The organism is Moorena sp. SIO3E8 (assembly GCF_010692445.1).
GTDB classification, from domain to species: Bacteria; Cyanobacteriota; Cyanobacteriia; order Cyanobacteriales; family Coleofasciculaceae; genus Moorena; species Moorena bouillonii.
The window spans coordinates 1-15130 of record NZ_JAAHHM010000142.1; the positions used below are offsets into that span (position 1 = coordinate 1).

The 15130-nt window shown below is 44.4% G+C and carries 11 protein-coding genes and 1 pseudogene; 4 read left to right on the forward strand and 8 right to left on the reverse strand.

The genetic code is table 11. From position 1 onward, the window contains the following. Positions 1 to 436: 436 nt before the first annotated feature. Positions 437 to 1435 carry a 2-hydroxyacid dehydrogenase gene (locus F6K46_RS32665; RefSeq protein ID WP_293065711.1) on the reverse strand — a complete coding sequence of 333 codons (999 nt, stop codon included), beginning with the start codon at positions 1433 to 1435 and terminating at the stop codon, positions 437 to 439. Between the two features lie 381 nt (positions 1436 to 1816). Then, a complete protein-coding gene (locus F6K46_RS32670; RefSeq protein WP_293065714.1) occupies positions 1817 to 2020 on the reverse strand; it encodes a hypothetical protein in 204 nt (67 codons plus the stop codon). A gap of 62 nt (positions 2021 to 2082) precedes the next feature. Here F6K46_RS32670 and gap point away from each other — a divergent pair, with 62 nt between their 5' ends. Then, complete coding sequence (gene gap / locus F6K46_RS32675; RefSeq protein WP_293065717.1) at positions 2083 to 3099, forward strand: type I glyceraldehyde-3-phosphate dehydrogenase; 1017 nt, start codon at positions 2083 to 2085, stop codon at positions 3097 to 3099. 216 nt (positions 3100 to 3315) lie between these two features. On the opposite strand, the gene F6K46_RS32680 is transcribed toward gap, so the two are convergent. Both F6K46_RS32680 and F6K46_RS32685 read right to left on the reverse strand, forming a co-directional pair. Beyond that, on the reverse strand, positions 3316 to 5040 hold the full coding sequence (locus F6K46_RS32680) for a hypothetical protein (RefSeq protein WP_293065719.1): 1725 nt from the start codon (positions 5038 to 5040) through the stop codon (positions 3316 to 3318). Between the two features lie 385 nt (positions 5041 to 5425). Continuing rightward, positions 5426 to 7303 (reverse strand): DUF3370 family protein, encoded by a 1878-nt coding sequence (locus F6K46_RS32685; protein WP_293065722.1) that lies wholly within the window; start codon positions 7301 to 7303, stop codon positions 5426 to 5428. A 201-nt stretch (positions 7304 to 7504) separates the two neighbouring features. Here F6K46_RS32685 and era point away from each other — a divergent pair, with 201 nt between their 5' ends. Further along, the gene (gene era / locus F6K46_RS32690) at positions 7505 to 8533 is read left to right on the forward strand and encodes a GTPase Era (RefSeq protein WP_293065724.1); all 1029 of its coding nucleotides are present in this window, start codon (positions 7505 to 7507) and stop codon (positions 8531 to 8533) included. A gap of 122 nt (positions 8534 to 8655) precedes the next feature. Here era and F6K46_RS32695 read toward each other — a convergent pair whose 3' ends face one another. After that, the gene (locus F6K46_RS32695) at positions 8656 to 9222 is read right to left on the reverse strand and encodes a Uma2 family endonuclease (RefSeq protein ID WP_293065727.1); all 567 of its coding nucleotides are present in this window, start codon (positions 9220 to 9222) and stop codon (positions 8656 to 8658) included. A gap of 112 nt (positions 9223 to 9334) precedes the next feature. Then, complete coding sequence (gene gyrA, locus F6K46_RS32700; protein WP_293065730.1) at positions 9335 to 11944, reverse strand: DNA gyrase subunit A; 2610 nt, start codon at positions 11942 to 11944, stop codon at positions 9335 to 9337. Between the two features lie 341 nt (positions 11945 to 12285). Here gyrA and F6K46_RS32705 point away from each other — a divergent pair, with 341 nt between their 5' ends. Beyond that, positions 12286 to 12426, forward strand: coding sequence for a hypothetical protein (locus tag F6K46_RS32705; protein WP_293039591.1), 141 nt, complete (start codon positions 12286 to 12288; stop codon positions 12424 to 12426). Positions 12427 to 12502: 76 nt separating this feature from the next. Next, entirely contained in the window at positions 12503 to 13420 is a 918-nt protein-coding gene (locus F6K46_RS32710; RefSeq protein WP_293065732.1) for a histone deacetylase, read from the forward strand. A 236-nt stretch (positions 13421 to 13656) separates the two neighbouring features. Here F6K46_RS32710 and F6K46_RS32715 read toward each other — a convergent pair whose 3' ends face one another. Both F6K46_RS32715 and F6K46_RS32720 read right to left on the reverse strand, forming a co-directional pair. Continuing rightward, positions 13657 to 13755 carry a cytochrome b6-f complex subunit PetL gene (locus F6K46_RS32715; RefSeq protein ID WP_293065735.1) on the reverse strand — a complete coding sequence of 33 codons (99 nt, stop codon included), beginning with the start codon at positions 13753 to 13755 and terminating at the stop codon, positions 13657 to 13659. A 313-nt stretch (positions 13756 to 14068) separates the two neighbouring features. Further along, positions 14069 to 15001: pseudogene (locus F6K46_RS32720) on the reverse strand (zinc ribbon domain-containing protein); the annotation flags it as partial. Positions 15002 to 15130: the final 129 nt, after the last annotated feature.

Here is a 15130-nt window from a genome sequence, read left to right on the forward strand (position 1 = left end):
GGAAACTGTCTGCTGATAGCGTACTGTCGGGGGTTTTGTACCTAGATAAGTGCTACGCAGAAACTCTTAATCGTGAGGTTAAGAAGCCCGCGCCGTAATCAAAGATTCGGCGTCGGGAGTATGTCACTTTTGGGGAACTTGATATTGATCAAATCTCCTACAATAAAACTACAGGTGCTCTGTCCTTTGAAGAGCGACAATTTGCTCAACTACAAGCAGGTCTTAATTTCAGTCCAGAGCAGCATATTGATTTACAAGTCTTCCCTCCTCTTTCCTTTGTTGCCCCTCCTCCTAGTGCGTTTTAGGCTAATTTAGTAATTGGTAATTAAGATTTTAGTAATTAGATTAGAATTACCAATTACTAAAATCTTAATTAAATTTTGCCGAGGTCACCCCTTGAGAAGATTTGGTATTCAACCTGACTTGATATTATGCCCTATTTCCTAATAAAAATTTTATTCGGACAAGGAACACCTTTCTCAAAGTTAGTAATATTAGATAGTGTAGTTTCAGCAATGTTATGGAGGGCGTTTTCAGTTAAAAAAGCTTGATGAGCAGTAATAATTACATTAGGAAACGTGAGTAAACGTTCAAAAATATCATCTTGAATGACTTCATTGGACAAATCCTCAAAAAACAAGGCAGATTCTCCCTCATAGACATCCAAAGCAAGATAGCCAATTTTCTTGGACTTCAGCGCACCGATAATGGCTTTGGTATCAATCAATCCCCCTCGGCTAGTATTAATTAGCATCACACCTGGTTTCATCTGCTCTAGAGCTTCGGAATTAATCAGATGATAGTTTTCAGTAGTTAAGGGACAGTGTAGGGTGACAATATCAGAGATAGCAAAGAGTTCAGCTAGCTCTACATACTTGACCCCTAAAGCTTGACACTCCGGGTTTGGATAAGGATCATATGCCACTAATTGACACCCCATACCAGTGAGAATTTGGGCTACGATAACACCAATTTTACCAGTTCCCACGATGCCTACAGTTCGACCATGCATATCGAATCCCAAGAGTCCATCTAGGGAAAAATTTCCTTCTCGTACTCGAGAATAAGCACGATGTATCTTGCGATTCAGGGCTAGCATTAAGCCAATCGTATGTTCAGCGATCGCATACGGGGAGTAAGCCGGAACACGCACTACTGTCATGTCCAATTCTGTCGCTTTTGTGACATCCACATTATTAAAACCAGCACAGCGTAGAGCAATCAGACGAGTTCCCTGTTCCGCCAGCTTTTCCAACACTTGTCCGTTGAGGGAATCATTGACAAAAACGCATACTGCTGGACATCCTGATGCCAAAATAGTCGTTTGAGTATCGAGGTGCGGTTCAAAAAAAGTTAATTCATGACCGTATTGGGAATTAACAGCTTCCAGAAACTGTCGGTCGTAGACTTTGGTACTAAAGACAGCGACTTTCATAGACCTAATCTCAAAACCACCTTAATTAAATTGTAGATAAAAATTTAAAGACTAGGTTTAAAGAAAAGGTTAATTCTCTGGTAAGCATTTAACAGTCAGCTATCAGCGGTCATGTATAGCACTACCCATTAAGGTGTTTGACATTTCTAAACTCCGAAACGTCAGTCTAGCTTACTTCTGACTTCTAACTTCTGACTTATGACTTCTGACTTGCGCGTAGCGCTATAAATGCTTACCTTCTCTTTTATTTCTTTGAAGGAAGTTTAAGACAGAGCAGTGGTAGAGATTGATACCAATTACCACAGTCTTAAATTAAGTTAAAGGATTAACAAATAATGAGTAGAGTGAGCTATAAACAATAGCTTGGATGCCTAGCAAAAATCATTGAATCACATCTGGTTGCTTTGCAATCCGTTCATGATAGTTTTGATGCTCCCAGCTGTCAACAATAAAGGAAGAATTAATCTTCTTAGGTGCGCTTTCCGTGATGGCGAGGGATTGCTCGCCATCACGGGTCGCACCTCTGTATCGCTGGATACGGTATGACTCCGGTTGGGTTTCCCGACAAGGGTGAACGCGCAGCAAGAAAGAGCATTCTTAATTATCGACAAACGTAAATTTGTAAACCTCTTAAAGGAGATTTGTCCATGGCAACTGTCAAAGTGGGTATCAATGGATTTGGTCGTATCGGACGACTCGTATTCCGTGCTGCCCTCAACTACCCAGAAATCGAAGTGCTGGGCATTAATGACCTAGTTCCACCACAGACTATCGCCTATTTACTCAAATACGACTCAACCCATGGTCGTTTCAAAGGTACCGTAGAAGCTGAAGCTGATGGAATTGTGGTCAATGGCAAGAAAATCCCCTGTGTCTCAATTAAAAACCCAGAGGAACTGCCTTGGACGAAACTCGGTGTGGAATATGTAGTAGAATCTACTGGTCTATTTACCACCTATGATGGGGCATCTAAGCATTTAGAAGCAGGAGCGAAGCGGGTGGTAATCTCTGCTCCTACTAAAAACCCTGATTTGGTTCCCACTCTGTTGATGGGTGTCAATCACGGTACCTATGACCCGGCTAAAGATAGTATCGTTTCCAATGCCAGTTGCACAACTAACTGTCTTGCTCCCATTGCTAAAGTGATTAATGACAATTTTGGGCTAGCGGAAGGGTTAATGACTACGGTCCATGCCATGACTGCTACCCAGCCAACGGTAGATGGTCCAAGTAAGAAAGACTTTCGGGGGGGGCGAAGTGCTGCTCAGAACATTATCCCCGCTTCTACGGGTGCGGCCAAAGCTGTCACGCTAGTGTTACCGGAACTGAAAGGTAAACTCACGGGGATGGCATTACGGGTACCAACACCGGATGTATCAGTGGTAGATTTGACCTTCAGGACTCAAAAGGCAACCAGCTACCCAGAGATTTGTGCAGCAATGAAGGCAGCGTCAGTTGGGGCGATGAAAGGAATTTTGGGCTATACAGAGGAGCCAGTGGTGTCCACCGATTTTCAAGGCGACCCTCATTCAAGCATTTTCGATGCTGGAGCGGGAATGGAACTTAATTCTAATTTCTTTAAAGTTGTCTGTTGGTACGACAATGAGTGGGGTTACTCTAACCGGATGATTGACCTAATCTTATCTATGGCAGCTAAAGTTTAGGTCGCCCGTAGCAGCTAGCGCAGGGAAAGGAAAAATCACTAACTACTTTCCCTGACTAGAAACTGGAGAAGGGGAAGAGGCAGAACAGACTCGAAGATACCCCAAGTTGGGAAAGACCAAACTTTCTCGTATCCCAGAAATAATAAAGCAGATGCGCGCTTCGTAGCGTCGGCGCTACGAAGCGCGCATCTGCTGACTTGGTTTGAGATTAATGAACTATTGGTGATTAAGTAAAGGAAAGTATTTTCCTTGCCGATACTCCCAAGTGATGCCCTCGGGATCCCGAGAGCGACTCCACTGGCTGAAGTTGGGCTCAGTGCGCATCCTCTTGAGTAACCTGTCCCCACAACGGAAGCGATCGCACATTTGTTTGACACTGTAGGGTTCTACTGAAATACTCTGGGATGACCCATTAGTGGTGGCAGTAGTCTCATCGCTATCAGGTTCAAAGGTGTCTGATGATTCTTGATTAACCTGATTAAGCTGATCAACTAAAGGAAAGTATTTTCCTTGCCGATACTCCCAAGTGATGCCCTCGGGATCCCGAGAGCGACTCCACTGGCTGAAGTTGGGCTCAGTGCGCATCCTCTTGAGTAACCTATCCCCGCACCGGAAGCGATCGCAGATCTGTTTGACACTGTAGGGTTTTACTAAAAAACCTTGCGATAACCCATTAGTAGTGGGAGTAGTCTCCTCGATCTCAGGTTCAAAGGTGTCTGATGATTCTTGATTAACCTGATTAAGCTGATCAACTAAAGGAAAATATTTTCCTTTCCGATACTCCCAAGTGATCCCCTCGGGATCCCGAGAGCGACTCCACTGGCTGAAGTTGGGCTCAGTGCGCATCCTCTTGAGTAATCTGTCCCCACAACGGAAGCGATCGCAGATCTGTTTGACACTGTAGGGTTTTACTAAAAAACCCTGGGATGACCCATTAGTAGTGGGAGTAGTATCCTCTATTTCAGGTTCAGAGGTGGCTGATGATTCTTGATTAACCTGATTAAGCTGATCAACTAAAGGAAAATATTTTCCTTGCCGATACTCCCAAGTGATGCCCTCGGGATCTCGAGAGCGACTCCACTGGCTGAAGTGTGGCTCAGTGCGCATCCTCTTGAGTAACCTGTCCCCGCACCGGAAGCGATCGCACATCTGTTTGACACTGTAGGGTTTTACTAAAAAACCTTGCGATAACCCATTAGTAGTGGGGGTAGTATCCTCTATTTCAGGTTCAGAGGTGGCTGATGATTCCTGATTAACCTGATTAAGCTGATCAACTAAAGGAAAATATTTTCCTTGCCGATACTCCCAAGTGATGCCCTCGGGATCTCGAGAGCGACTCCACTGGCTGAAGTTTGGGTCAGTGCGCATCCTCTTGAGTAACCTGTCCCCACACCGGAAGCGATCGCACATCTTCTTCACACTGTAGGGTTCTACTAAAATTAGCTCTAATGAAGATTTAGCAGGAGTAATCTTCTTTGTAATCTTCTTGTCTGTCTTACTTCCAGAGGTAGCTGATGGAAATGCTGTGGTGACCTCGTCAGCTGGGAGAGCTTCGACGATATAATCTGCTAACGGCACCTCCTGGCTGTAAACCCCTTTAGTTGTGTGATACTTGATGATGCTTTCCCCGCTAAACCAATCTAGGGCTGTCCTCACAAAAAGCCACCCAGCTTGGGGAGACTTCTCCAGACATACTGGTGTCTTCTGGCCATTGGTAAGATTAACCAAGTTGTGTGTTGGCTTGAACATCCCCTTTTCGGGTATATAAAGCTCATCTTGCTGACGTTTTCGTCTCGGACTACATTCGAGACAGTATTTAGGAGGCTTACCAGGATAGCACTCACGAGTAGTCATATGATTGCATTTCGGGCAAAAAAATGTAACTGGACGGGTATGAATCGTACGAGTGTGAGCACGCACGATAAAGGTTTGAGAAGGCATAAGTGTTCAACGTCTCATATAGTTATCTAGCAACAGTTATCAAGGAACCTGAGTGTGATATAGTTGTTCTGGTGCCGACAGCAATTCTAGGTATATCCCTAGGCACTGGCTGCCGTAACTAGATCATCTCTATCATCTAGAGTAAGCATTTCTGCTGGTTTGATGATCTTAGGCAAAACTTCGTCAGCAATAAATAAACTCCTAAATAGTTAATACTGATCGCTTTTGCTGGCATCAGCTATTTTTGATAAAGTTCAGTATGCTGCTAACGTTAAACAATAGCAGATTCATGCTAAATCCGTCAGACTACTAGAATTGAGATCAATATTTGATCGTGCGATCGCACAATCGCGACCTTGCATTTGTGAGCCGATTTCCAACTTTCCTAACCCTCCAAAGTCCGAACTGTCAGCACCTGGGGTGGTGTCGAATCCGGGGGATAGAGAAAATCCACCTCTAGCTGCCTAACTTCTTCAGGGGCTAAATTCAACGTCACCAATGGATGCCCTGGCTGTCCTCGTCGCTGCACTAAATGCACATAGCGCGTCTGAGCCTTTCGATCATCATCATCATAATTTATTCTGAGTGTACCCCGAAAGAACACGTTTTCAACCAGTGGGTTCAAAAACAGCAGTCGATCAGTACCCCCCTCATCCTTCAATGGCGTTTGCAGCGATACCGTCACCGTTTGGGGTTGATTAGTAGTATTCTTCAATGGCAAAGTTATATTGTATTCTACCCCATAATTACTGTGGGCAAAGTAGGCCGTATCGGGATAGCGCCTTAACATCGGTGCACTTTGAATTTGCCCTGTACTCAGAGTAATCAGATGTAGAGTCCCCAGCACATAAGAATATCCCTGCCCTAGCTGAGGAATACTCAAATAGTTAACATTTGGATTATCTTGAATCAGCACTTGCCATTTAGAACCTTGGGAAACACCAGCCACCCGACCAAACACCGTCGGTTCTTGAGGTGGTTCGAGAGGAGTGGGTATCGGTCCACGGGGTTGAGCTAAGCCACCCGTATCCAGTAAGTGTTGCCATTCTGCTACCGTAGGTTCCCGATAGTTTCCATTGCCATCACGAGGGGCTTTCATCGCTAAGTTAGCCAGATAAACCATTCCATCACTCCGTAAGCGCATCATGGTAGAACGACCATTTGAAGCTGGTGATCGTTTAACTGGAATTGGCTGATTCATTAACATCTGGCTTTGTTTTGCCTTCAGCACCAGTTTGGCGGGAAATAGTTCTTGGAGAATTCCCCTGAGTACATCATTCATCGTCCGACTGCCAGGACCAGCATAGACTGTACCGTTGGGATTATCCACCATATCCGGCAACGAGATAAACGGTGCATCTGGGGTAGACAGATAACTCGCCCCTTGCAAGACATCCACTGTAACAGGTGTGTCATTGGGATTATAAACTATTAATCCTTGGTAAAGGGGATGGGTTTCGGCCTGAGTCTCTGCTCTAGCAATATGGTGGGTAAAGATATCAAACCGTCCATTAAAGCCATAGTCAAGGTGAGCTGAAGGAACTTGTTTCCCTTCCGGTGAAAACGTAGATAGCAAAATTCCCTCACTTGTGACTAGTTCTGGACTATTGCTATTAAAGACAGGCACCTGATCCAATTGCCCTGGTAAACTACGAACATCATCAGGAGAAACGTCCACTCCAGCAATATACTGAGGTGGGACAGCATAGATGTTTAACGCCCGACACAGCAAAGCCGCTACTTCACCACGGGTAGCACTCTGATTTGGCTTGACCTGTTTGATATTGGGATAGTTAACCACAATAGTATTAATTGCTGCGGATGCGATCGCATTTTTAGCATACTGGGGAATCTGGCTAGCATCAGTAAAATACCGTCTGATAGTTCCATCGGGATCTGACGGGATAGGGAAATTCTTGGCTCCTGCTAAGACCGCGATCGCTTGCACTCGTGAAATCGACTCATTCGGTTTAAATCGTCTGCCAGGATAGCCCGAAAAAAATCTCCGCTTGTAGGCATCTTGAATCACATTCTTGGCCCAATGATTACTAGGTACGTCCAGAAAACGAATACCACCTCGTTGAATCGGCGCTGAGGGAAACGCATTCAGCATTAAGACAGCAAACTCAGCGCGGGTAATTCTAGAATTAGGACGAAATTTACCATCCGGGTAACCACTGACCAACTTACGCTCCCGCAGTTGGTTGATAGAATCTCTCGCCCAATGATTTTCCAGGTCAGGGAAAGTAGCGGTATTGGTCATAAGTAGTATGTAGTCTACACTGCTTTAGTGTGGGCAACTAACTTAGAATTTTTTATTTCAAGCCCACGATCAATTGTATTTATGATACTGTTGGTCAATTAACCGGGGTGTTATTCCCTGTAACAATATACTCAACATAGTCCCTATGTATGTTGCTAACATAAATTTCATAATAAAACAATAAAAACTACGATTGGTTCAATGACTGACAATTCTAAAATCCAAGACGAACAAAACTCGGAAGAGGATTCGACCATAGACTCTTCCCAAGATAACCTAGAGGAAAAAGTTATCAAGCCATCAGTTCTAGAAACTATTCCGGTTGCTCCAGAGGGCTTTAAGTCTGGCTTCGTGGCGATTGTGGGACGCCCGAATGTGGGCAAATCCACACTGATGAATAAACTGGTAGGGCAAAAAATTGCCATCACTTCGCCAGTGGCTCAAACTACCCGAAATCGGCTGCGAGGTATCTTGACCACACCACAAGCTCAGTTGATTTTTGTGGATACGCCAGGAATTCACAAACCTCATCATCAACTGGGTAAGGTATTGGTAAAAAATGCCCAAATAGCCATTGAGTTAGTGGATGTGGTGCTGTTGGTGGTCGATAGTACAGTAGAGGCGGGAGGAGGCGATCGCTTTATTGTTGATCTACTGAGTAATACTAAGACACCAGTAATTTTGGGTGTTAACAAATCAGATATACAACCTCGCCAGAGTAGGGGAAAATCAATCGATGCTAGTTACGCTAAACTAGCTACTGCTCAAGGCTGGGAAGTCGTAAAATTTTCTGCCCTAACAGGTAATCACTTAGACCTATTGCAGCAGAAATTAATTGAATGCTTAGAACCAGGGCCATATTATTATCCCCCTGACTTCTTAACCGACCAGCCAGAACGGTTTATCATGGGGGAATTGATTCGAGAGGAAATCTTACTCCTAACTCGTGAGGAAGTGCCCCACTCGGTTGCTATTACTATTGATTTAGTGGAGGAGCAACCAAAAATTACCCGTATTTTTGCTACGATAAATGTAGAGAGAGACTCCCAAAAAGGGATTTTGATTGGCAAAAAGGGGACTATGCTCAAACAAATTGGTACTGCGGCTCGTCAGCAACTTCAAAAGTTAGTCGCTGGTCAAGTTTACCTGGAATTGTTTGTGAAAGTAAAACCGAAATGGCGACAATCTCGCTTACGGTTATTAGAGTTGGGATATCGGGTAGAGAAGTAATAGTCAGTACGCTATATATCTAGCATTTTTAGTTGATATGTCAACCTATTATTGATATAAAAACAGATAAATTTTAAACTTGGTGCAAGAGCTTTTTTTAAAAGTTATCATTAACAATTAGTCTAAGCTGCCAATACTTGTTCAACTGTCAAAGCTAACTCGGGAAATGTTTCTGATTCAATTTTTTGATTTCCTGTAAATTCAGTCAAATCATAAAACCCATCAACTAAACGCAAAACCGAGACCTTAGACTTAATTGGATCAACAATCCAATATTCAGGCACTTCCCGCACTGCGTATTCAGAACGCTTGTAGCGGTAATCATCTTGGGGATTACCTGCACTGACAATTTCTACTGCTAGTAGTGGTGCTGATTCCAGCACCGCTGATGACATGGAACGGATAGCTTGCCGCTGACTTTCTGAGATAATGACTAAATCAGGAATTCTAGATTTATTCTCAGCGGTGCGAACCCCAAGATTACCAGGCATAACCACCCAATCTAAACTAACCCTCTCAATTTCTCTATCAAATTGCTTGAATAAAAAAAGCATAATCAGGGCATGTAGTCCACTAGCAGGTGGCATAGCAATAAGCTCTCCATTAACAAGCTCATACTTGTAGTCAGTGTCATCATGGTAGGAAAGATAGTCTTCAAATGTGTAAAACTTTTTGGCAGTTTGAATCATTTGATTTGCCTCCTAGAGCACTGGTTTCTTAGTATAGTTAAGGTGGTTTTTGTTGACGATTAACCGTCAACCGTCAACAAAAACCTATTGGTTAACTTCTAGTGGCCTATTTCTATTGATCTACTGACTCTTGCTGCTCTTCGGTTTCTGGCTCTTCGATTTCCGGCTCTTCGATTTCTTGCTCTTGATCTGAAATGGGGACTAAAGCAACCGCTGCGATCGCATCTTCATCATCTAACTTTTGCACTCTGACCCCAGTTGCCATCCGGGATTGGGGAGAAATAGCATCAACAGCTTGACGAATGATAATCCCTCGACTAGTGACTATCATCAATTCATCCCCTTCATTAACTACCTGTAGGGCTGCCAGTTGGTCTTTGGGTAAACGGAATTTGGTTGAGCGAACTCCCATACCAGCACGGTTTTGTAACCGGAATTGGGATACCGGTACCCGCTTGCCATAGCCTCCCATGGTGACAATTAATACCCAAGGACCCTGAGCCGCTGTTTCCACCATCTCAGAATCACTAAGGTCTTCTGTCTCTTCCTCTGAATCCTCAGTAGCAGCTAGACTAGCGATGATTTGACCGGACAAAATATCCATACCGATTAATTCATCATCACCCTTGAGTTTCATAGCCTTAACTCCTCTGGTCGCACGACCGAGGGGGCGGAGTTGATCATTGTCACACTTGAAGTGAATTGCCATGCCATGACGAGACCCAATTATGATGCTGTCTTCTTCCCTAGCACGAAGTACCCACCGCAACTGGTCTCCTTCCCCGAGGGAAATAGCAATTAATCCATTTGCCCGAATTTTGCTGAAAGCATCTAGAGCAGTTTTCTTGATGTAACCCTTATGGGTTAGCATGACTAGATATTCATCATCTGTAAATTCAGATACCGGTACAATAGAAGTAATTTTTTCTTCGTGGGGAATGGGTAACATCTGCACAATCGGTACCCCCCTGGCGGTGCGAGATGCAGCGGGGATTTGGTAGGCACGCAGAGAGTAGACTACACCGCGATCGCTAAAAAATAAAATGCTATCGTGGTCGCAGCAAGTGAAGAAATGCTCTACCTCATCATCATCTTTGATCCTGGCAGCAGCTTTACCACGAGTTGCCCGAGCTTGAGCTCTAAACTCATCCACAGGCATGCGTTTGATATACCCTTGCTCAGTCAGCAGAATCACAGCTTTTTCATTAGCAATCAGGTCAGTATCATCTAGTTCCCCTTCAACCTGTTGAATTTGTGTGCGACGAGGTGTGGCAAAATTCTGTTTCAGTTGCTGGGCTTCAGTTTCAATAATCTCCAGGATGCGACTTCGGCGAGCTAGGATATCCCGTAAATCCGCAATCCTAACTTGTAATTCCTCATGCTCAGCTTGAATCTTTTGGGCTTCCAAAGCAGTCAGACGGCGCAGCTGCATTTGCAAAATAGCATCAGCTTGGGCTTCAGATAGACTAAATTCTGTAACTAATTGTCCTCGTGCTGTAGTCGTATCTGCCGCCCCCCGAATCACGGCAATCACAGCATCTAAGCTATCTAGGGCAATTAGCAACCCTTGCAGTAAATGATCCCGTTCCTCAGCTTTGCGCAATTGATATTGAGTCCGTCGGGTAATGGTTTCAATGCGGAAATCCAGGAAAACATTTAAGAACTGCTTTATGGTCAGCAACTGGGGTTCATTGCCCACCAGGGCTAGCATATTTGCTCCAAAATTGGTTTGGAGGGGGGTTTGCTTGTAGAGATTGTTCAGGACAACTTTGGGATAAGCATCGCGCTTTAGTTCGATTACGATGCGCATGCCATTGCGATCGCTTTCATCCCGAATATCGGAAATGCCATCAATACGCTTATCATTAACCAATTCAGCAATCTTTTCGATTAAACTTGCCTTATTGGTTTGGTAAGGTAGCTCAGTAATAATAATGGCTTCCTTGTCTGGACGACCTCGTTGCCCAATCGTTTCAATTTCTGCCACACCTCGCATGGTGATAGAACCCCTACCACTGGTGTAAGCATCTTTAATACCCGATGTTCCTAAAATCTGTGCCCCAGTGGGGAAATCTGGACCAGGGATATACCGCCTTAACTCCTTATCAGTGATTTCGGGATTATGGATCAGGCCGACTAAGCCATCCACCAACTCTCCCAGGTTATGAGGGGGGATATTGGTTGCCATACCCACAGCAATCCCCGATGAGCCGTTGAGCAGTAATTGGGGAATCCGTGCTGGTAAGACAGTCGGTTCTTGCTGGGAACCGTCAAAGTTATCAACAAAGTCTACAGTTTCTGACTCAATGTCCCGAAGTAGGGCATTGGTAGCGATCGCTTGCAAGCGGCACTCTGTGTAACGCATTGCCGCTGGGGGGTCGTTGTCTACTGAGCCAAAATTTCCATGACCATTAATCAGAGGCGATCGCATGGAGAAATCCTGAGCCATGCGCACCAAAGCGTCATAAACAGCAGTATCCCCATGGGGATGATACTTACCCAACACTTCCCCTACCACACGAGCGCATTTGCGGAACGGACGGTCTGGGCTTAAGCCCAGCTCATGCATCGCATAGAGAATCCGTCGGTGTACTGGCTTGAGCCCATCCCTGGCATCTGGTAATGCCCGACCTACAATAACGCTCATGGCGTATTCTAAATAAGACCGGGACATTTCGTTCCGCAAATTTGTCGGGACAATGCGTTCTTGGGATGTACTCATAGTTGGACAAACTCCCTTATTATCGAGGATTTTGCTAAATAAATCGGTTAAAATCTCTCAAAAGAGGCTTTTAACACCTTTTTTTTCCAAATTTGGCTGGTTATTTTTAAATTTTAACACAAAATCTCGACTATAGCCGGTAACAGAACCACGGGCAAGGCTTAGACAATGAGCAGATTCGCGCTTCTTGTGCAAAAATTATGGGAAAAAGACAGAAAATTTCCTAGGGTAGCTTAGAAAATTAACCTGTTCTTGTTCATGTTGACTGGCGGTTTATGCCACCAGATTGTTTTCCTCCCCTGACTAAACCTCAGAGGTTCCCAACGACTAAGGAGTTTTTGATGAAACTATCCTATGTTTTGATCGGCTTAGCTATTTTTGCCATCGTTTTGAGACCAGATTTAATCCCTATCAGCCTCGCTCTAGCTATAATCGGCTTTGGTGTCGTGTTTGGTCTGTTTAGGGATCACCTGATGAAGTAATCGGTAAGGTTAATCTATTCACAAGTACCTTGACCTAAAGCGTTTTTCCATCATTTTGGCTGAATCGTGCTATAATATGTTTCCTGTCATTTACTCCGATGAGTTTCTTGAACACGATAACGGTCGGTTTCACCCAGAACGACCAGAACGTTTAACTGCGATTGTTGATGCTATCAAAGCTGCACCTTGGGCTGACCAAATTAAGTGGCAGTTACCGACAGCGGTAGAAACTCGTCGAGTGATGCCTCTAGTACAACAAATTCATAGCCAGCGCTACATTGAGACAGTTGAAGAAATAGCTAGGAGTAATGGTGGCAGGTTAGATGCGGACACAGGGATATCCCCCCGCAGTTACGATGTTGCCCTACTCGCCGTTAGTGCTTGGCTAGATGCGGTAGATCAAGTCCTCACTACCAATAATTCAGCCTTTGTTCTAGCCCGTCCCCCTGGTCATCATGCTGAACGTCAGAGAGGGATGGGGTTTTGCTTATTTTCCAATGCTGCGATCGCAGCTTACTATGCCTTAGAGCAATCGGGAGTCGAACGAGTTGCCATCCTAGACTGGGATGTCCATCACGGCAATGGTACTCAAGATGTTGTGGAACGAGATGCTCGCATTGCCTACATCTCCCTTCATCAATCCCCTTGCTATCCTGGTACAGGCCAAGCCAGTGAACAGGGGTTTCACAATAATGTCCTTAATCTTCCCATGGCACCAGGCAGCACCTTAGCAGATTACCAGCCGATGTTTGAACAGAAAGTGATGCCCTTTTTAACCAAATTTCAGCCAGATTTATTGATTGTCAGTGCTGGTTATGACGCTAATGCCGCCGACCCCTTGGCAAATATTGCGTTGCAGCCAGAAGATTATGGGCTATTTACTAACTATTGTCTGCAGCTAACTCGTCGTATTGTTTTTGGTTTAGAAGGCGGCTATGAACTCACTGCTCTAGCTCAGTCCGTGGTAGCAACAATTGAAGCGTGTTTGGCTTAGAAAGTTGATATGGGTAAGTATTCAGTCATCAGCAGTCAGCAGTCAGCCGTCAGCCCAAAGCTGATAGCTGATAGCTTACGATATGGCTAATTATAGATAGTTATAAGTATAGTTTGCTAATTATAACTTGATAACGATAGATTTTTATGTATAGCGCTACAGTAGGCGGCGATAGTCAAAACAATTAAATGTTTTAACTCGCCATACTGCCTTGATGATCTTGGAAACAACAGTAGTTAGATCAACTTAACTGCTTTAAGTCCAAAAAATAGAGTCAGAGCCACAACAGTGGCACCACCTAGAAGTCCAAAGTAAGCGATCGCTGCAGAGATCATAGTATCCCCCGAAAATTCAATAGTTTAATAATATTACCTAATTTTACCTCATATTGAGTCTTATTACTCAGAGCAATAGTCAACCGTCAATAGTGAACCTTGAACCGTCAAAGGTGAACAAACATGGAAGAAAATAAATTTTTTCGTTTTGTGTGGCGCTTTAATGCTATTGTTATTATGGGATACTCTTAAACCGTAATTAATCGGGATAAACCCTTACAAAACGGTCAAGGTGCAATGTATTGTTGCCTGAGTGAGGGGTGGTTATACAGTAATTGGAGTTGAACCTTCCACCCGTCTTTCTAGGCATTCCTCAAATCCCGTTGAGGAGTTGCTTGAAAGCCTTAGCCAAGGTATGCTTACAATCAAGCCAACCAAGCTCGACTGCATCTAGCAGGCTAAGCCCCAACCCTTTCAAGAAACGCGCGGTACGACGCAACAACACTGCTTGAACCTCGGTTTTATTCATGTACCGAGTTATTTCGAAGTCGGTACCGCGAGCAAGGATGTTCAATGCAGCATTGCAATCAGCCTGTAACACGACCCCATCAAATCCGGTAAAATTGTCCCCAGTCCTTTTCCCCAACAGGGTTCCATTCCTAGAGTCAATTTGCGACGTGTAACTAGGTTGAACTTCTGTGACAACCGAGCCAGTCCAATCAGCCCATTTCTGCAAGGAGTCCCGCATCTGACCCTTGATCCAGCTATTAAGCCTGCGAGACATGGTTTTGGACTGACGTTTATTTTTTATTGGTTGGGTTAAATCTGAGGCCGTAGGCCACGCTTCGCGAACAGAAAATACTTTTAGCGATTCCCCATTGAAAAGGGACTTAGATGCAGCTCCTATGATAGCTGCAAGCTCTGATTGGTTTTGCCTGTAACGGCGATTCTCTGTTTTTCTGGTCAGGTTGTTTTCAAGGATACGAGCTGACTTATCTGGGTCAAGTTTTTCTAATTTTCTATGAAGCGCCCATAGCTTGCCTCTGTTACGATTCTTAGCACAGATTCTATCGGATTTCTTGGTCGCTACTTTACCCAACCCCTCTCCGTGAGCCTGCCCATCTGAATCGTAGAAAGCCTCTGTGTATCCTTTATCCACCCCTATAGAACGGCGTTCAGCAGATACCTCTACAGTTCCGTAGTCTACTAAGAAGTGAACCTCAAATCTCTGTAGTAGCTGATTGTATATTAGCCTAATTTGCCCGCTAATTTTGCGGTTAGACTTGACAATTATCTTGTTCCTTTTTCGTAAGCATTCAGGTGTAGAGATTGACAAAGTCACCCCACTCACTTCAAAAGCGGAATCAGAGACAATTCGTGAGAACGCTGCCTGACTGCTAAGGACACAGCCTGACTCAGGAACTTTATGGTATTA

What these genes read in the sequence shown, in the direction of transcription:
- gap (WP_293065717.1), top strand. Translation starts at nt 2,083, where the DNA reads ATGGCAACTGTCAAAGTGGGTATCAATGGATTTGGTCGTATCGGACGA.
- gyrA (WP_293065730.1), bottom strand. Translation starts at nt 11,944, where the DNA reads ATGAGTACATCCCAAGAACGCATTGTCCCGACAAATTTGCGGAACGAA.
- F6K46_RS32665 (WP_293065711.1), bottom strand. Translation starts at nt 1,435, where the DNA reads ATGAAAGTCGCTGTCTTTAGTACCAAAGTCTACGACCGACAGTTTCTG.
- F6K46_RS32685 (WP_293065722.1), bottom strand. Translation starts at nt 7,303, where the DNA reads ATGACCAATACCGCTACTTTCCCTGACCTGGAAAATCATTGGGCGAGA.
- F6K46_RS32715 (WP_293065735.1), bottom strand. Translation starts at nt 13,755, where the DNA reads ATGATCTCTGCAGCGATCGCTTACTTTGGACTTCTAGGTGGTGCCACT.
- era (WP_293065724.1), top strand. Translation starts at nt 7,505, where the DNA reads ATGACTGACAATTCTAAAATCCAAGACGAACAAAACTCGGAAGAGGAT.
- F6K46_RS32710 (WP_293065732.1), top strand. Translation starts at nt 12,503, where the DNA reads ATGTTTCCTGTCATTTACTCCGATGAGTTTCTTGAACACGATAACGGT.
- F6K46_RS32695 (WP_293065727.1), bottom strand. Translation starts at nt 9,222, where the DNA reads ATGATTCAAACTGCCAAAAAGTTTTACACATTTGAAGACTATCTTTCC.
- F6K46_RS32705 (WP_293039591.1), top strand. Translation starts at nt 12,286, where the DNA reads ATGAAACTATCCTATGTTTTGATCGGCTTAGCTATTTTTGCCATCGTT.
- F6K46_RS32680 (WP_293065719.1), bottom strand. Translation starts at nt 5,040, where the DNA reads ATGCCTTCTCAAACCTTTATCGTGCGTGCTCACACTCGTACGATTCAT.